19 protein-coding genes and 1 pseudogene are annotated in these 16,892 nt (G+C 63.1%); 8 read left to right on the top strand and 12 right to left on the bottom strand.

What is annotated here, in order from left to right; genetic code table 11:
- The first annotated feature begins 30 nt into the window (after nt 1–30).
- Nucleotides 31–933 carry a helix-turn-helix domain-containing protein gene (locus ACZ1G8_RS07970; protein WP_472678928.1) on the top strand — a complete coding sequence of 301 codons (903 nt, stop codon included), beginning with the start codon at nt 31–33 and terminating at the stop codon, nt 931–933.
- 18 nt (nt 934–951) lie between these two features.
- Here ACZ1G8_RS07970 and ACZ1G8_RS07965 read toward each other — a convergent pair whose 3' ends face one another.
- Nucleotides 952–1,884: a TraB/GumN family protein gene (locus ACZ1G8_RS07965; protein ID WP_472678927.1), complete on the bottom strand. Its 933-nt coding sequence runs from the start codon at nt 1,882–1,884 to the stop codon at nt 952–954.
- 134 nt (nt 1,885–2,018) lie between these two features.
- Between ACZ1G8_RS07965 and ACZ1G8_RS07960 the strand changes: the two genes are divergently transcribed.
- Complete coding sequence (locus tag ACZ1G8_RS07960; protein ID WP_472678926.1) at nt 2,019–3,803, top strand: SLC13 family permease; 1,785 nt, start codon at nt 2,019–2,021, stop codon at nt 3,801–3,803.
- Between the two features lie 4 nt (nt 3,804–3,807).
- Here ACZ1G8_RS07960 and yihA read toward each other — a convergent pair whose 3' ends face one another.
- The 5 genes and pseudogenes from yihA to rpmH form a co-directional block, all read right to left on the bottom strand.
- Nucleotides 3,808–4,461, bottom strand: coding sequence for a ribosome biogenesis GTP-binding protein YihA/YsxC (yihA, locus tag ACZ1G8_RS07955; RefSeq protein WP_472678925.1), 654 nt, complete (start codon nt 4,459–4,461; stop codon nt 3,808–3,810).
- A pseudogene (gene yidC, locus ACZ1G8_RS07950) lies at nt 4,458–6,198 on the bottom strand (membrane protein insertase YidC). The gene yihA and the pseudogene yidC overlap by 4 nt, the downstream one beginning before the upstream one ends.
- A 70-nt stretch (nt 6,199–6,268) precedes the next feature.
- Nucleotides 6,269–6,478 carry a membrane protein insertion efficiency factor YidD gene (gene yidD / locus ACZ1G8_RS07945; protein WP_221429331.1) on the bottom strand — a complete coding sequence of 70 codons (210 nt, stop codon included), beginning with the start codon at nt 6,476–6,478 and terminating at the stop codon, nt 6,269–6,271.
- Nucleotides 6,475–6,858 (bottom strand): ribonuclease P protein component, encoded by a 384-nt coding sequence (gene rnpA / locus ACZ1G8_RS07940; protein ID WP_472678924.1) that lies wholly within the window; start codon nt 6,856–6,858, stop codon nt 6,475–6,477. The genes yidD and rnpA overlap by 4 nt, the downstream gene beginning before the upstream one ends.
- A gap of 88 nt (nt 6,859–6,946) precedes the next feature.
- Nucleotides 6,947–7,081 carry a 50S ribosomal protein L34 gene (gene rpmH, locus ACZ1G8_RS07935; RefSeq protein WP_006833929.1) on the bottom strand — a complete coding sequence of 45 codons (135 nt, stop codon included), beginning with the start codon at nt 7,079–7,081 and terminating at the stop codon, nt 6,947–6,949.
- A gap of 212 nt (nt 7,082–7,293) precedes the next feature.
- On the opposite strand from rpmH, the gene ACZ1G8_RS07930 reads away from it, so the two are divergent.
- The 3 genes from ACZ1G8_RS07930 to ACZ1G8_RS07920 all read left to right on the top strand — a co-directional run bounded on the left by ACZ1G8_RS07930 (nt 7,294) and on the right by ACZ1G8_RS07920 (nt 10,986).
- Entirely contained in the window at nt 7,294–8,802 is a 1,509-nt protein-coding gene (locus tag ACZ1G8_RS07930; RefSeq protein WP_472678923.1) for a YifB family Mg chelatase-like AAA ATPase, read from the top strand.
- A gap of 29 nt (nt 8,803–8,831) precedes the next feature.
- On the top strand, nt 8,832–10,055 hold the full coding sequence (locus ACZ1G8_RS07925; protein ID WP_472678922.1) for a serpin family protein: 1,224 nt from the start codon (nt 8,832–8,834) through the stop codon (nt 10,053–10,055).
- Between the two features lie 91 nt (nt 10,056–10,146).
- Entirely contained in the window at nt 10,147–10,986 is an 840-nt protein-coding gene (locus ACZ1G8_RS07920) for a hypothetical protein (RefSeq protein ID WP_472678921.1), read from the top strand.
- A 22-nt stretch (nt 10,987–11,008) separates the two neighbouring features.
- Here the strand turns inward: ACZ1G8_RS07920 and ACZ1G8_RS07915 are convergent, their stop codons facing one another.
- The 3 genes from ACZ1G8_RS07915 to ACZ1G8_RS07905 all read right to left on the bottom strand — a co-directional run bounded on the left by ACZ1G8_RS07915 (nt 11,009) and on the right by ACZ1G8_RS07905 (nt 12,455).
- Nucleotides 11,009–11,359: a hypothetical protein gene (locus ACZ1G8_RS07915; RefSeq protein ID WP_221429336.1), complete on the bottom strand. Its 351-nt coding sequence runs from the start codon at nt 11,357–11,359 to the stop codon at nt 11,009–11,011.
- Nucleotides 11,360–11,592: 233 nt separating this feature from the next.
- Nucleotides 11,593–11,802 (bottom strand): hypothetical protein, encoded by a 210-nt coding sequence (locus ACZ1G8_RS07910; protein ID WP_472678920.1) that lies wholly within the window; start codon nt 11,800–11,802, stop codon nt 11,593–11,595.
- A gap of 98 nt (nt 11,803–11,900) precedes the next feature.
- Complete coding sequence (locus ACZ1G8_RS07905) at nt 11,901–12,455, bottom strand: winged helix-turn-helix transcriptional regulator (protein ID WP_472678919.1); 555 nt, start codon at nt 12,453–12,455, stop codon at nt 11,901–11,903.
- A gap of 188 nt (nt 12,456–12,643) precedes the next feature.
- On the opposite strand from ACZ1G8_RS07905, the gene ACZ1G8_RS07900 reads away from it, so the two are divergent.
- On the top strand, nt 12,644–12,985 hold the full coding sequence (locus tag ACZ1G8_RS07900) for a CC_3452 family protein (RefSeq protein WP_472678918.1): 342 nt from the start codon (nt 12,644–12,646) through the stop codon (nt 12,983–12,985).
- An 85-nt stretch (nt 12,986–13,070) separates the two neighbouring features.
- Here ACZ1G8_RS07900 and ACZ1G8_RS07895 read toward each other — a convergent pair whose 3' ends face one another.
- The 3 genes from ACZ1G8_RS07895 to galE all read right to left on the bottom strand — a co-directional run bounded on the left by ACZ1G8_RS07895 (nt 13,071) and on the right by galE (nt 15,009).
- Entirely contained in the window at nt 13,071–13,685 is a 615-nt protein-coding gene (locus ACZ1G8_RS07895) for an HAD family hydrolase (protein WP_472678917.1), read from the bottom strand.
- Between the two features lie 93 nt (nt 13,686–13,778).
- Nucleotides 13,779–13,904, bottom strand: a complete 126-nt coding sequence (gene ykgO, locus ACZ1G8_RS07890; RefSeq protein ID WP_006833921.1) for a type B 50S ribosomal protein L36 — start codon at nt 13,902–13,904, stop codon at nt 13,779–13,781.
- A gap of 91 nt (nt 13,905–13,995) precedes the next feature.
- A complete protein-coding gene (galE, locus tag ACZ1G8_RS07885) occupies nt 13,996–15,009 on the bottom strand; it encodes a UDP-glucose 4-epimerase GalE (RefSeq protein WP_472678916.1) in 1,014 nt (337 codons plus the stop codon).
- Nucleotides 15,010–15,146: 137 nt separating this feature from the next.
- On the opposite strand from galE, the gene ACZ1G8_RS07880 reads away from it, so the two are divergent.
- Nucleotides 15,147–15,752, top strand: a complete 606-nt coding sequence (locus ACZ1G8_RS07880) for a DUF4136 domain-containing protein (protein WP_472678915.1) — start codon at nt 15,147–15,149, stop codon at nt 15,750–15,752.
- Nucleotides 15,749–16,888, top strand: coding sequence for a M14 family metallopeptidase (locus ACZ1G8_RS07875; RefSeq protein WP_472678914.1), 1,140 nt, complete (start codon nt 15,749–15,751; stop codon nt 16,886–16,888). The genes ACZ1G8_RS07880 and ACZ1G8_RS07875 overlap by 4 nt, the downstream gene beginning before the upstream one ends.
- The last annotated feature ends 4 nt before the right edge of the window (nt 16,889–16,892 follow it).

Raw genomic sequence — 16,892 nt, 5'->3', positions numbered from 1 at the left:
GAATCCGAAACCGGCGCCACCGAGGAGGGCGTGCCGCTGGCCTTCAACCGGCCACCGGTCGAGCGCCTCGAGCCGTGGGTCGGCAGGTCGATCGTCGCAGTTGCAAATGCACCCGGCGACATCACCCTGCACGGCCTCCTGTGCAACGATGCTTCCTACTTGCGAAGCGCGGTCGACGTGGACTGGAGCGTCGAGACCGCCGACGGCATGCTCGCCATCCGCGACGAGACTTTCCTGTGCGGCCAGCACTCGAAGGCGATGCCGCTCGGCTATTGTGGCGGCATCAAAGTTGCCGGCCTGATGCTCCGCCCGGGCGCATTGCATACGCTCTTCGGGCTGGAGGAAGTGGGCATGGTCGACCGGATCCGGGGAATTACCGCTGCCGGAATTCCCGATGAAGAGGTCACCGGCCTCTACTCGCCGGATATTGCTCCGCAGCAGTGGCTCGAAAGGCTTGAGGACTGGTTCGCAACCCGCATCGCGGTGATCGATCCGCCGCCACCGGACCCCTTGTCACAGACATTCGAGCTTCAGGCTTTTGCCGACCCGAACAAGAGCATCCATGAATTTGCCGAGGCTCACGACATCTCGGTCAGGACGCTCGAACGTATGACGAAGCGGGATTTCGGCCTCAAGCCCAAGCAGGTCATGCGCCGCGCGCGCATACTCGATCTTGCGGCGCAATTGTGCGGAGTCGCCGACGAGAAGGAGGAAGACATCCTGCTGCGCTTCTTTGACGATGCGCACCTGATCAGGGAGTTCAGAGCCTTCTTCGGCATGACGCCCGGGGTCTTCAAGCGCAACCGCTCGGGCTTGCTGACCCTCAGCCTCGAGATAAGGCAGGCGCGCAGGCTGGAAATGCTGGAGAAGATCGAACCCGGAGCGGTGCGTCCATGGATGCGGCGCGCCTTCCATCCGGCGCCCGAGGGGTAGGCCCCCGCATGGTGCTGGTCAGCGCCAGTCGGGCCCGAAAATCTCGAAACCGCGCGCTTCGAGCTGGTCGAGCACACCACCGTCTTCTGCAAGGACGCGCAGCGGCACGACTGCGAGCGTCACTCCGGTGTCAGTAGAGGCCTCGGCGATCATGCCGGTCCACTGGTCGCGAATTTCCTCGCCGAGATTGTCGTCCGCCCATGGCCAGCAGGTACCGAGCGCGATCTCGAGCGGATTATCCATGACCCCGGCGACATCGAAAGTGCGCCAGGCATCGCCGCGCGCTGCGATCACCTCCTGTCCGGCTTCGACCGCCGTCATAGCCGCGAGGAGGCAGGGGATATGGTCTTCCGGTGGCGCTTCCGCGAGGTCGTCTAGCAGGTCCTCGCCGCGAAACCGCTCGGGCCGCGTGATCGGCACGTCCGCGCGCTTGGCTGCCTTGCGCACGATGTCGGTCGCATCCTTGGTCGTGTCGTCATCGAAATCGAGCCGCCTCGCGAGCAGGTCGAAGGATGTCATCAGGAAGCTGCGGCGGTCGTAGTCGATATCGTATTCGGCCTCGAGCGCTGCCAGCCGCGCGCGCTGTTCGGGCGAAAGGTAATCGGCGGCCGTGCTGCGATCGGGCAGCTTGGTGAACTTGCCACCGCTGAAGATCATCCGGAAGACATCGCCCGGCGAGAACTTGGGCGGTGCGCGCAGGATGACACGGCTCGCTTCGGCGCTCGCTTCTTCCAGCCGCTCGGGCTGCCATGGGGTCGCTTTCGGGACCGCGGTGATCTCGCCCACGAGGATGATCGTGCCCGTAGGAGTATCGATGGTCCACATCGGCGCGCCCGAACGCTGCGCGGTAACGACGATCTCGTTCTGCGAAGACGGGGCTTGCGACGAAGCGGGGAGCGCCCAGAGCGAGGCGGCGGCGAGGGTTGCTGCGGCAAGAGGTTTCGAGATCATGCCCGCGGGACTAGCGAGCGTGGGATAGACGGTTTCTGAATGCACCGGCGCGGGAAACGCTCGCGTGGAAGAGCGTTGTTAGGAAAGGAGGTGGCCGGTCCGCGGCAGCCGGACGCCTTGGAGGCAGCACTTTCATGCTTTCCATCATCGAGGACCAATCCGCATGGATCGGCCTTGTCATTCTCATCGGGCTGTTCGTGCTTTTCGCGACAGAGAGGTTCGCGCCGGTCATCGTCGCGATCGCCGGGGCGGCGATCATGCTCATCCTCGGCTACCTTCCGCGCAGCGAAATGGAGCTGGTCTTCGCCAATCCCGCGCCGATCACTATCGCTGCCATGTTCATTCTGTCGGGCGCGCTGATCCGCACCGGCGTGGTCGAAGCGCTCGCAAGTATCGCGGTCCGGCGAACCAAGGGCAGGCCGCGGCGATCCATCGCCGAGCTTCTGGGCGGCACCTTCGTCGCCTCGTCTCTGGTCAACAACACGCCCGTGGTGATCATCCTTGTCCCGGTCCTCAAGAAGATCGCCAAGGTCGCCGGGACAACGGCGGGGCGCCTTCTTATTCCGCTCTCCTATCTCTCGATCCTCGGCGGAACCCTCACGCTGATCGGCACATCGACGAATCTGCTGGTCGACGGGGTCGCCCAGCGTGCGGGCGAGCCGGCCTTCGGGATATTCGAGCTTACCGGGGTCGGCCTTATCGCCGCTGCCACCGGCACCGCGTTTCTCCTGCTCACCGGCCGTTTCCTGCTTCCCGATCGCGAGGAAGACGAAGCGGTGGGCGGCACGCCGGTAGAAGAGCGCTATCTCACCGAACTCAGGATTGCCGAGGAGGATGCGGAGATCGGCAAGCCGGCCAGCGAGATCGCTCTGGCCAAACGCTCGGGTATCCGGCTCGTTGGTATAGAGCGATCGGGCGAGATCATGCGCGGCGATTTCTCGCAGATCATCCTGCAGGCCGGCGACAAGCTTCTATTGGCTGCCAATCAGGCGGAACTGCTCTCGCTCTCGCAGCGAAAGGGCAGTTCACTGGGCCTGTCGCTCAAGGGCACACCGCAGCAGGGCGAGACCCGTATCGTCGAAGCGGCCATTTCGCCCAGCCATCCGACCCTGGGCCGCAAGCTGTCGGAGATACCCTTCCTTGCGAAGACGAACGCGCGGATCCTTGGCCTCTCGCGTGCCCGCCACTTGCCGGGACCGAACCTTTCGCAGACCCGGCTTCGCGCTGCGGACCACCTGGTTGTCGAAGGCTCGCCCGCATGCGTCGCGGCGCTGGAAGCCAACGTGAATTTGATCAATATCTCACAGCCCGAGACCCGGCCCTATCGCCGTTTCCGCGCGCCGGTCGCGATTGCAACGATGATCGGCATCATTGCACTGGCTTCCCTAGGTGTCTGGACGATCGAGCTCCTCGCCATCACGGGCGTCGCGATCGTGCTGCTGGCACGCTGTATCGACCCCGAGGAAGCCTGGCGCAGCATCGACGGGAACGTGATCGTGCTGATTTTCGGGATGCTCGCCGTCGGAGTCGGGCTGGAAGGGGCAGGGACCGTGGACCTGATCGTGAGTGCAGCAGTGCCCTATCTCGCGACACTGTCACCGCTTTTCCTGCTGCTCGCCATCTACATGCTGACTTCGGTGCTGACCGAAGCGGTGACCAACAATGCCGTGGCGGTCATCATGACGCCGATCGTCCTGACGCTGGCGAACGACCTCGGTGTCGAGCCGAGGCCACTACTCTTCGCCGTGATGTTCGCGGCATCGGCCAGCTTCGCAACGCCGGTCGGATACCAGACGAACACCATCGTCTACGCGGCCGGCAACTACCGCTTTTCGGATTTCCTGAAGATCGGCGCGCCCATGAACGTGGTGGTGGGCATCGCGACCTGCGTCGCGATCGAACGCCTAATCTGGACCTGAGGCCTCAGACTCCGGCGTCGCTCAGCAATGCGGCCCGAAGCTCGCCGATGCCCATGCCCTTCTCGCTCGAAGTGACGTGGATCTTGGGATAGGCAGCGACGTGCTTCTTCGCCTCGGCTTCGACTGCGGCAACGGTCTTGGCGAGTTCGCTTGCCTTGATCTTGTCTGCCTTGGTCAGGACGATGCGATAGCCCACTGCAGCCTCGTCGAGCATCTTCATCATCTCGCGGTCGACGTCTTTCAGCCCATGGCGGCTATCGACCAGCACGAGGTTGCGCACCAGCACCTGACGCCCGCGCAGATAAGTGCGCACAAGGTTCTTCCACTTCTCGACGACCTTTACCGGCGCCTTGGCAAAGCCGTAGCCGGGCATGTCGACGAGGCGGAACAGCGTCGGATCGCCGACCTCGAAGAAGTTGAGTTCCTGCGTGCGGCCCGGCGTCACCGAGGTGCGCGCGATGGCCTTGCGGTTCGTCAGCGCGTTCAGAAGCGAGCTCTTGCCCACGTTCGAGCGGCCCGCGAATGCGATCTCGGGCACGGTCGGTTCGGGCAGGAATTTCAGCTGCGGAGCCGAGAGGAGGAACTCCACCCGGCCCGAAAACAGCTTGTTCGCGCGCCGCTCAAATTGGGCCAGTTCGGCGGCTTCTTCTTCGGTCACTTCTGGGCCTTTTCTGCCGCTGCAGCCTTTTCGGCCTTCTCCTTCTCAGCCGCCGCCTTGAGCTGGGGGTGCTTCGAATAGAGATACTTCTGCTGGGCCAGCGTGAGGATGTTCGAGGTTACCCAGTAGAGCAACAGGCCGGCCGCGAACGGCGCCATGATGAACATGAGAACCCAGGGCATGATCGCGAAGACCTGCTGCTGGATTGGGTCCATCGCAGACGGGTTCAGCTTGAAGGTCAGCCACATCGTCACACCCAACAGCACTGCGAGGATGCCGATCGCAAGGAAGCTGGGCGGCGTGAACGGCAGCAGGCCGAAGAGGTTGAGGATCGTCGCCGGATCGGGCGCCGAAAGGTCGCTGATCCAGAGGAACTCCTGGTGGCGCATTTCGATCGCGAGGTAGAGCACCTTGTAGAGCGCGAAGAAGATCGGGATCTGCAGGAGCAGCGGAAGGCAGCCGGCAAGCGGGTTGACCTGCTCTTCCTTGAACAGCTTCTGCATCTCCTGCTGCTGCTTGACGCGATCGTCCTTGTACTTCTCCTGGAGCGCTTTCATTTTCGGCTGGATCGCCTTCATGCCCGCCATCGAGGCGAACTGCTTCTGCGCGATCGGGAACATGATGCCGCGCACGATCACCGTCAGGATGATGATCGCGACACCGAAGTTGCCCACGAGATCGAAGATGTTGTTGAGCAGCCAGAGCAGCGGCTTTTCGAACCAGCGGAACCAGCCCCAGTCGATCGCAAGGCCGAACTGGGCGATGCCCGCATCCTGGTAGGCGTCGAGAATTTCGCTTTCTTTCGCACCTGCATAGAGCTGCGAAGTGGTGGTGATCTTGCGACCTGCGGGAATGGTCACCGGATCGTAGATCATGTCGGCGCGATAAACGTCGCCACCGAGTGCGCGGAAGGTCGCATCGGGCGTGGCGCCGCTCTGCGGGACCAGCGCGGCGAGCCAGTAGATGTCGGTAAAGCCGATCCAGTCGGTCGCCCCCTGCGGAGTTACCTTATTCTCATCGTCGACATCGTCGTAATCGTAGTCGTAGCTGACGCTCTGGCCGAACGACCCGATCGGGCCCGAGTGCGCGATGAAGAAGTCGACGCTCGCGGTTTCGCTCGTGCGGCCGACGAGGCCGTAGGGCTGCGCGACGACGGGAACTTCGCTCGTGTTCGAAATCGCCTGCTCGACCGTGAGCATATAGTTCTCGTCGATCGAATAGGTCATCTCGAGGAGGATGCCGTTCTCCGCCTGATGGCGGAGCGTGACCGGCGTATCCTGCGTCAGCGTGTCGCCGTCGGCCTGCCAGACGATGTCGTCCGAGACCTTCGCGCCGTTCACGAGGAATCCGTACTGCGCATATTGCTGGGTCGAGGTACCGCGTGGCGCGAAGATGCGGACCGGACCGCTGTCCTCGTCGGTGTTCTCGGCGTAGTCTTTGAGCACGATGTCGTCGACCATCGCGCCGGTCAGGTTGATCGAACCTGCGATCTTGGGCAGAATCGATGGCAACGCGGTCTGCCGCGCCGAGCGAAGTTTCGAGATCGACGACGCTCGCAGCGCCTTCACCGATCTCGCCACTGGCAGCAGCGACCTGCTCGGCCGGCGTATCGACTTTCTCGGCCGTGACCGGCACTTCCTCGGGCTGAGGATAGAAGTAGTCCATCGCCCATTGCCAGCCGATTAGGACGGCGAGCGAGAGCGTGAGCACGAGCACGAAATTGCGTGAGTTTTCCAAGGTCGATCCCGTTGGTGAATGTCTTCGATCAGATGGGAAGAGTGTATTGCTACGTCAAGACAGTACCCGCTCAGGGCACCGGGTCATGGCCGCAGCCCCCCCAAGGTTGGCAGCGCAATAGCCGCTTCGTGGCCAGCCATCCACCCTTGATTGCCCCGTATTTCTGCAGGGCCTCGATGGCGTACTGGCTGCACGAGGGCGTGTAGCGGCAAGTGGGCGGCAAGATACGGCTCGGACCGAGCTGCCAAGCGCGCGCGATCCAGATGAAAATGTACTTCACTTGCGCGGTGACCGTTTGTGGCGGGGACGCCTTGCGCGGTCTCCCTCGCCCTTCGATGCACGGGCCAGCGCGGCGGCGAGCTCTTCACGCATCTTCGCGAAATCCCGTTCCACCCCGCCCTCGCGTCCGATCAGGATGTGGTCGTGGTCCGCCAGACCTGCTTCGGGGAGCGCCGCCCACAGCAGTTCGCGGAACCGGCGCTTCATCCGGTTGCGCACCACGGCGTTGCCGATCTTCTTGGTGACGGTGATGCCGTAGCGCTTGCCCCGCCCGTCGTTCGGACGGGTGAGCAGCACGAATCCCGGCTTCGCATTGCGCAAACCGCGATTGGCAGCGAGGAAATCGCTGCGCTTGCGGATGACGGAGAGGCTCGGGTCCATGGAAGCCAGATACGCAAAACGGGCCCCCGATGGGAGCCCGTTTGACTATCGCGATCGAAGCCGCGCCGGAGCGCGACCGATCAGGCGATTACGCGCAGAGGTTCTTGCGACCGCGAGCGCGGCGTGCACGCAGAACCTTGCGACCACCCGGGGTAGCCTTGCGCGCAAAGAAACCGTGGCGACGGGCGCGCACGAGGTTCGAGGGCTGGAAAGTCCGCTTCATCGGATGATCCTTCGTTTATTCGTTGTCAGCCGGGCGAATCGCTCCGACAAAAAAGGGCCGCCGAAACGGGCGACCGCCTACAGGTGGGCGCGCTTAAGGAAATCGGGCGAGAAGGTCAAGCCTGAAGCGGGCTTGATCGACTACGGATCGACCAAGTCTCGACAATATAACAACTTCTTGCCAGACCACCAATATCGCAGGGGGGAATGGAAGTGGTCGCACTGGTCCGGACGGTGGCCTATCTCGGGCTGGAAGCACGCGCTGTCGAGGTGCAATGCTCGCTCGCACCGGGATTGCCCAATTTCAATATCGTGGGCCTTGCCGACAAGGCGGTGGGCGAAAGCAAGGAGCGGGTCCGCGCCGCGCTTTCCAGCATGGGTCTCGCGCTTCCGCCCAAGCGGATCACCATCAATCTCTCGCCCGCCGACCTGCCCAAGGAAGGTTCGCATTACGATCTGCCGATAGCGCTCGCCGTGCTCGCTGCCATGGGCATAACCGATGCCGAGCAGCTCGAAGACTGGGTCCTCGTGGGCGAACTGGCACTCGATGCGCGGATCGCGCCCTCGCCCGGTGTCCTGCTCGCCGCGATCCATGCGAGCGAGCAGGAGAAGGGCCTGATCTGTCCTGCCGCGCAAGGCTCGGAAGCCAAGTGGGCCAGCGAAGTGCCGGTGATCGCCGCACCGGATATCGCCAGCCTGCTGAACCACCTCAAGGGCACCAGCCAGCTGCCCCAGCCCGAACAGGGCGAGGTGGAAGAGGCAGGTAGCGCCCCCGACCTCCGCCAGGTCAAGGGACAGGAAACCGCCAAGCGCGCGCTGGAGATCGCTGCCGCGGGCGGCCACAATTTGCTCATGATCGGTCCGCCCGGTGCAGGAAAGTCGCTGCTCGCCAGTTGCCTGCCTGGCATCCTCCCGCCGCTCTCGCCCTCCGAGGCGCTCGAGGTGAGCATGGTGCAATCGGTCGCGGGCCTGCTCGAGGAAGGGCGCATCAGCCGCGTCCGGCCCTTCCGCGCCCCGCACCACTCGGCAAGCATGGCCGCGCTCACCGGCGGCGGCCTCAAGGTGAAGCCGGGCGAAGTCAGCCTCGCGCATCTCGGGGTGCTGTTTCTCGACGAGCTGCCCGAGTTCCAGCGTGCCGTGCTCGATTCGCTACGCCAGCCGCTCGAGACGAACACGATCGATGTCGCGCGCGCCAATGCGCATGTGACCTTCCCCGCCAATGTGCAGCTGGTCGCGGCGATGAACCCGTGCCGCTGCGGGCACCTCGGCGATCCCGCGCTCGCGTGCAGCCGTGCGCCCAAATGCGCCGCTGACTACCAGAGCAAAGTATCGGGCCCGATGCTCGACCGGATCGACCTTCATGTCGAAGTCGATCCCGTCAGCGCCGCCGACTTGGCACTGCCTCCGGCGGCCGAGGGCACCGCCGAGGTCGCGGCACGGGTCGCAAATGCGCGGGCGGTGCAGAGCGCCAGGGCCGAGGTAAGCGGGGCGCGGACCAATGCCGAATTGCAGGGCGATGCCCTCGAGACATTCGCCGGGCCCGACGAGAAGGGGCGCGAGTTCCTTATGCAGGCGGCGACCGCCATGCGCCTGTCGGCACGCGCCTACACGCGCATGCTGAGAGTTGCCCGCACGATCGCCGATCTCGCAGGTTCGGAGCAGGTCGGGCGCATCCATATTGCCGAAGCGCTCAGCTACCGGAGGCAACCACCGCGCGCCTAGACCGTTGCAACTGCTGAAAGGGGAGCAAAATGAAGCCATTCGCCAACACGTGGAGCGGCCTTGCGGCAGTCCTCGCGATCCTCGCGGCAGCCGGATGCGCACCGGTCGACAGGCCGGAAGGCGCGTCGGTATCGTCGAGCGAACAGCAGCGCAGCGGCGCGCTTGCACTTTTCCCGGTGCTCGACGCTGAAGCGAAGCCCGGGGACAATGTCGTCATCTCCCCGGCGAGCATCGATCTCGCCTTCGGCCTCCTCCATGCAGGCGCAAGGGGCGACACGCGCCAGCAACTTGAAGACATCCTTCCCCCGCCGGATGATCCGCTTGGCTTCGAAAGCGACGAGCGCGATGTCAGGGTCAACATATCAAACGCGCTCTTCCTCGATCGCGATTTCCGTTTCCGTGACAGCTATCTGCGTGACACGAGGAGGAACTACGAGGCCGAGACCGAGACTGTCGATTTTACTGACAAGCAGGCCAGCGCGGATACGATCAATGCCTGGGCGAACGAGGCGACCGAAGGGCTGATCCCGAAGGTCATCGCGCCCTCGGGGATCGAAGACACCATGATCGCGCTGCTCGCCAACGCGCTCTACTTCGAAGGGCTTTGGCGCACTAAGCTCATGTCACAGCAGGAATTGCCGTTCCTCTTCGGCAACGGGGAGGAGAAGCCTTTTACCTTCGTCGGTGAGACCTTCGATACCCTGTACACGAAGAGCAAGGGTTGGGAGGCGATCCGCCTGCCCTATCGCAATCCGCGCTACGCCATGGACATCATGATCCCCGAGGACCGGGAAATCATGTCGGCTGCGCCGTCGCTCGAATTCATCGAGCGCGTGAAACTACGCCTCGACGAAGAAGACCCCGAGCTGGTGCGCGTCCAGATACCCCAATTCGAAACAGACTATTCGCAGTCGCTAGTGAATTCGCTCAAGACATTGGGCCTCACGCTCCCGTTCAACGAGATAGAGGCCGATCTGAGCGGGATTGCCGAACCGGGACAGCGACCGATCAGTGTCAGCGAGGTGAAGCATGTCACCAAGCTGCAGGTCTACGATGAGGGCACGAAGGCTGCGGCGGTGACGACAATCAGCATAATCACGACAGGCGCCCGCGTGCAGCCCAAGGAACCGATCCTGTTCCGTGCGGACCGGCCGTTCATCGTCATACTGCGCGACCTCGAGCGCGACGCCGTCCTTTTCATTGGCCGGATCGCCGACCCGCAGCCCTTCGATCCCGAGGTGATCGAACCCTAGGAAGCCGATCACCGTGCGACCGGCCAGAATTGACCAGGAGCCGGAATGACGGCAGATTCTCCTCCTGCTGCAGGGCTCCGGGGAGGGAATCATGCCGTACAAGAAAGCGTATCTTTGGGTCGTGCTGGCAGCCTTGCTGACCATTCCGGCATTCTGGCGCGGATATTTCGGGCGCATGTCCGAAGTTGGCTGGGAACTGCATTTCCACGCTGCGACGGCGACAGGTTGGATGATCCTGCTCGCAGCGCAGGCCTGGGCGGCGCATCGGCGCGACAAGCTCTGGCTCCACCGGACCCTAGGCAGGGCGAGCCTTTTCTTCTTCCCGCTCTTCTTCGCCAGTGCGATGCTGGTCGTCTGGTCGATGGCCAATACGACCGCATTCGGCGACAGCATCATCTACGAAGCCCATGGCGAAGGTCTGGGCGCATACGACCTCCTATCGGTCGTCGGGATAGGCGCTTTCTATTATCTGGCCCTCAAGGAAAGGCGCAGCGTTCACGTGCACGCACGATGGATGATCGGCACGCTGTTCGCGCTGATCGGGCCGATGCTCGCAAGACTGATGGCCATCCCGCTCTTCGTCACCCTCGGAGCGAGTCAGGCTCCGACCGACATATTCTACGGCGCGCTGGTCCTAGCCCATGCGATCGCCTTCGCCATCGCATTCTGGCTCTGGCGCGGCGCGCCCATCGCCGGGAAACAGCCAATGAAATGGGTCTCGCTATTGGTCGTGGGCCAGGCGGCAATCTTCGCGGTCGCTCGGCTATCGGATAGCTGGCGCGAGGTGTTCATGGCGATGGGCCGGACGGATTCCACGATCTGGCTACTGCTGGGCCTGGCAATCGGCGCTGCGCTGACTTGGGCTGGCTGGCAGGCGGGCAAGGTGCGGGGAAGCAAAACGGCCGCCCCTGCAGAAGGAGCGGCCGTCTAAGCGTTCACAGGTCTACTAAGGCTCAGTCTTCCTCGCTGATGTCGAGGTTGAGCTTGACCGTTTCGTGTTCGTCGTCGCCTTCGAACTTGGCGAGGAAATCGGCGATCGGCATCGACTGGTCGGGCATGGCGCCCATGGCCGGCGCAGGCACGGCCTCGGCATTGCCTGCAGCCGGTGTCGTCTTCACGTGGAGATAGGGTACCCAGACTTCGCCATAGTCGGCCTGCTGGTACCAGACGTCGAGCACGTCGTAACTCGCCCAGCTGCCATCGGGCTCCTTCAGGCGAATGCCTTCACCAATGCGCGGCACGCTCACCGCCTTGATGCGGAATTGCGTCTGGTGCGACTCGTTCTGAACTTCGATTTCGATCACGTTCGGTTTTTCCGGCTCTTACGTGGGGCAAGCCCCCGATTCACATGGCGTTATGCCAGCGAGGTCTTGCGATCAATTTAACGATGACGTCACGAAGTCGGGTGAACGAAGCCTTTTCCAACTCGTGCATTGCTTTTCAAATACTTATACTAGACGAAAGCGAGAGTTGCGCCTTGGAAAGTGACGTCACTTTCCGCCTGAAGATGCGAAAAATCCTTCCCTCTTTAACCATATCACCGTGAATCGGCGGCGTAGGGCGTATTCTTGACGAGGTGTCGATTGTAGTCGGGCGCGCCGTCACTCCACCACACCGGTCCGCGCTCGCCGAGCGCAACCTTGGCCGCATGAACATCGGCGCGCGCCGCCTTCTCTGCAGTCCGGTCTCCCGCCTTGAGCGCCGCTCCTACAGCGCGGCGCGCGTCCATGAGCCGATCGACTAACATTGCGCGCTCGGCTTCGGGAAGGCCGGGATTGCTCGCACGCCACAAGCGGCCGCGAATGATGATGTAGCGGCCGTCGGGCGTCTTATCGGGAGATTCTTTCAGGCGGCGTCGCGCGCCTTGCGCAGCGCCTCGAGGTCGACCACCGAGCCCATTCCCAGCACTGCGCCCTCGGTAGCCTTGCTGCCGTCGGCACGGATACCGAGGTTGGCGCGCTCGACCAGGTGAAGGTCCTGCGGGCCGAGAATGCGGCCATCGTGGCTGAGGATCGAAGTCGGGCCGATCGGCAGGCGATCGCGCTCGTCGACGAGAACCGGGTTCTCGATGACTTCAGCACCGTACTTCTGGCCCCACTGGCGCAGCGCAACCATGGCGGGGAGCAGGTCGAAGCCCTTCTCGGTCAGGCGATATTCGATCTTGCGGCGATCATCGGGGCAGGGATCGCGGCGCAGGATCCCGTGTTCGACCAGCTTGGCGAGCCGGTTCGAGAGGATGTTGCGTGCAATACCGAGCTCACTCAGGAATTCCTCGAAGTGGTGCAGCCCGTTAAAGCTGGCGCGCAGGATCATGAAACTCCAGCGTTCGCCCATGACCTCCAGCGCCTGCGGCAGGCCGCATTCGGTCAGTTCGCGCAACGGTTCGCGGATGTCGCCCATAAAATCAGTCCTTTCCCAGCAACCTATCTAGCGCAAAAATTCGATCTGCCAAATTTTTCGGAAAAAGGGTTGCGCAAAGCAACCTATCTGGATAGGTAGCGATTCGCAACCAGTTGCAAAGAGAAACTTAGATTGCTCTTTCCGCAATGGGTGTTGTGAAAAATGCACCAACCGAAAGGTACCGATCGATGACCCTCTCCCTCCCCCGTTCGACCAAGCTCGGCGTCCTCGGCGCTGCTCTCGCTTACACCGCTGCCGGCTTCGGCACGCTGGCCCTGCCGACCGTCGCCGAAGCGCGCGACACCGGCCCGTTCTACACCGCCGAGCTCGCACAGCCTGCCAGCGAAACCACCGTCATCGCCGGCGGCGTTGCATGGAAGTGCCAGGACACGACCTGTGTCGCCGGCAAGGGCACCTCGCGTCCGATGCGCATGTGCCGCGAACTCCAGCGCGATCTCGGCGAAGTCGTCGCTTTCACCACCAAGGGTGAACAGCTCGAGGAATCGCGTCTCGAGAAGTGCAACCGCTGATAGCGAATGCCTCCTAGTCCCCCACCCCCTCTCCATCAGGGTGGACCTATGAGCCCCGGCGACATCCGCCGGGGCTTTTTCTTGCCTAGACGAGGCCGCGGTCAGCAAGATCGCGCTCGAGACCGCCCGCGTCGATGAAATGATGGACCTGCCACCCGCATTCGCGCGCCGATTCGATATTGGCGGCATTGTCGTCGATGAAGAGCATTCCTGCCGGTTCATGGCCGAAACGCTCTGCAGACAGCGCGAAGATCGCCGGGTCGGGTTTGGCGAGGCATTCCTCGCCCGAGACGACGATGTCGCGGAAACGCGTGAAGATCGGCGCGGTCGGCACGAAGCCCGCCCAGAACTCGGCTCCGAAATTGGTGATCGCGAAAAGCGGCATGCCGCGCTCGTCGAGCCGCTCGACCAGCGCGTGGCTGCCAGCGACGGGCCCGGGAATGGTTTCGTTGAAGCGACCCGCATAGGCGCGGATTTCGGTCTCGAATTCGGGATATAGCGCGATCCGTTCGGGCACCATGTCGGCGAGCGGGCGCCCGCGATCATGCTCGAAGTGCCATTCCTCGGTCACGACTTCACCGAGGACCTTCTCTAACCGCACCGGATCGTCGACGATCTTCTCGAACAGGGCAGACAGCTGCCACTGGTAGAGGACACGCCCCACGTCGAAGACTACAGCCTCGACAGCTTGCTTAGCCATTTCACGTCACTCCAAACATCAACGGCCCGCACTCCCTAGGGGAGCCGGGCCGATAGACAGACAATCGCGAGGCATGCCCCGCGCAGCCGAAGCTTAGCCCTGGCGGGCCTTGAAGCGACGGTTGGTCTTGTTGATGACGTAAGTGCGGCCGCGACGACGGATCACGCGGCAATCGCGGTGACGGCTCTTGAGCGACTTGAGGCTGTTGCGGATCTTCATCGTATCTCTCTAATCAAATAAATACGCGCCGGAGATGGAGCCCCGACGCGCCAATTTCAAGCGCGCCCGTTAGCGAGCGCGGTGATTCTGGTCAAGGCTTTCCCCGCAATTCGGTCAGCCTGCGCTCCCATTGCAGCGCATGTGTGATGATCTCGCCGAGATCGTCATGCTCGGGCTTCCACGGCAATGTGGCGCGGATGCGCGAGGGATCGGACACCAGCTCGGCCGGATCGCCCGCCCGGCGCGGTTCCATTCGCCTCTCGATCTTCGAGTTCGTCACCCTGTCGACCGCATCGAGCACTTCGAGCACCGAGAAGCCCTTGCCATAGCCGCAGTTCATGGTGAGCGAACGATCGGGATGTCCGATCAGCGCTTCGAGTGCGAGCACATGGGCCGAGGCTAGGTCGCTGACATGGATATAGTCGCGCACGCCGGTCCCGTCGGGCGTATCGTAGTCGTTCCCGAATACCGAGACGCCGTCGCGCTTTCCGGTCGCCGCCTCGCAGGCGACCTTGATGAGATGCGTTGCGCCCGCCGTGGACTGGCCGCTGCGTGCCTGCGGATCGGCGCCTGCCACGTTGAAATACCTGAGCGCACAGAAATTGAACCCGTGGGCCTCACTCGCATCGGCAAGCATCTGCTCCGTCATCAGCTTCGACCAGCCATACGGGTTGATCGGGTTCCTCGGCGAATCCTCGGAAATCGGAGAGCCTTCCGGCACGCCATAGGTCGCCGCGGTGGAAGAGAAGATGAAATGCTCCACCCCGCCCTTTACCGCGGCCTCGATCAGCGCGCGGCTCTTCACCGTGTTGTTCTCGTAATATTTGAGCGGCTGCTCGACCGATTCAGGGACGACGATCGAGCCTGCGAAGTGCATTATCGCCCTCGTGCCTTGTTCGGAGAAAATCCGCGCCAATAGTTCGGCGTCGGCAATGTCGCCTTCATAAAGAGGCACGCCCTCCGGAACGGCGAAGGCAAAGCCAGTCGAGAGGTTGTCGATCACCGCCACAGGCCATCCCGCATCCTTGAGCGCGAGCACCGCATGACTGCCGATATATCCGGCGCCGCCGGTGACGAGGACGGGGACCTTGCTGTCGTTTTCCATCGACGGCGGGCCTAGCATACGATTTGGTAAGGGCAATTACCTAAGAGGCTCGCCGCATGCATTGCGGAGCCTTGCTTGCCACTACCCGTTGGTAGAAGCTGAGCTTCGGTTTTTCGCATTGCATGAAAGGTCGCACGATGAAGTATCCAACCCTCTTTTCCGCCGCGCTGGCAACACTTGCCCTTGGCGCCTGCGCAACGCCTCCCGGCCCGGTCGAGGTAACGCGCTTCGTCGCGCCCGAGAGCGTCGAAAGGTTGGGCGAAGGCACGATCTTCATCGAAAGCGCGGAAGGTGAAGACAACGACAGCCTGATGATGGCGCCGTACAAGTCGGCCATTGCCGAGGAACTGCGCAGCCTGGGCTATACCGAGAGCGACCGTGCATCGGCCTCGCAGATCGCGACGGTCTCGGTCGAGCGCTACGTCCTCGAGGCAGGCGGCAGGCGCTCGCCGGTCAGCGTCGGCGTTGGCGGCAGCACGGGGACTTACGGGTCCGGCGTGGGCGTCGGCATCGGTATCAACCTGGGCGGCGGAGAGCGCGACAAGGTCGGCACGATGCTCGCCGTGACCATCCGTGATGCGGACACCTCGCAAAGCCTTTGGGAAGGCCGCGCAGACTTCCGTGTGAAAGACAATTCTCCCCTTGCGCGATCAAACGCCAACGCGCAGACGGTGGCCGCCGCGCTGTTCAGCGATTTCCCCGGCAACAATGGCGAAACCATAGAAGTAGAGGTCTCCGAGTGAGCGATATCCGCATTGATTCAGCATTCGACAGCGGCAACATCGAGGTCCTGTCGGTGGACGGCGCGAATGCGACGCTGGCCATCCCGCTGGATACCGAGAGCGAGTTCAAGCAGTGGTTCCACTTCCGCGTCGCTGGCGCGAAGGGCCGCGAACTGGTGCTCAAGATCACGCAGCTTTCGGACAGTGCCTATCCCGATGGCTGGCCCGACTATGACGCCTGCGTTTCCGAAGACCGCGACTATTGGGGCCGCGCTTCGTCGAGCTACGACAAGGATGAGCAAGGCGGCACGTTGACGATCCGCTACACGCCCGCCAGCGATATCGCATGGTTCGCCTATTTCGCTCCATACTCGATGGAGCGTCACCACGACCTCGTCGCCGAAGCAGCCGCTTCGGAAGGCGTCGACCATATCGCGCTCGGCAATACGCTCGACGGCCAGCCTATCGACTGCCTCGAGATGGGCGAAGGCAGCTACAACGTGTGGCTCTATGCCCGCCAGCATCCGGGCGAAACGCAGGCCGAATGGTGGATGGAAGGCGCGCTCGAAGTGCTGACCGATCCCGCCGACAGCGTGGGCCGCGCGCTGCGCAAGCGCTGCCGCCTGCACATCGTGCCGAACTGCAACCCCGACGGCTCGCGCCGCGGCAATTTGCGCGTCAACGCAGCCGGTGCGAACCTCAACCGCGAGTGGGAAAACCCGACTGCCGAGCGCAGCCCGGAAGTCCTCGCGATCCGCAACCACATGGACAAGACCGGCGTCGATTTCGCCATGGATGTCCACGGTGACGAGGCGATCCCTGTCAGCTTCCTCGCCGGCTACGAGGGTATCCCTTCGTGGACCGAGGAGCACGGCAAGCGCTATTACAGCTACGAGAGCATCCTGGATCGCCGCACACCCGATTTCCAGACCGAACAGGGCTACACCAAGGCCGCCCCGGGCAAGGCCAATCTCTCGATGAGCACCAATCAGGTCGCAGAGCGTTTCGGCGCGACCGCGATGACGCTCGAGATGCCCTACAAGGACAACAAGGTAGATCCCGAGCCCGAGCAGGGGTGGTCGCCCGAGCGCTGCAAGTTCCTTGCGCGCGACTGTCTCGCGGCGCTGGTCGAATTCATGGACCAACAGGGCGTCTGACGCG

Source organism: Qipengyuania sp. BR81-2 (assembly GCF_055693895.1).
The sequence above is the reverse complement of the archived record's forward strand: the minus strand, read 5'-3'. Positions and strand labels throughout refer to the sequence as shown.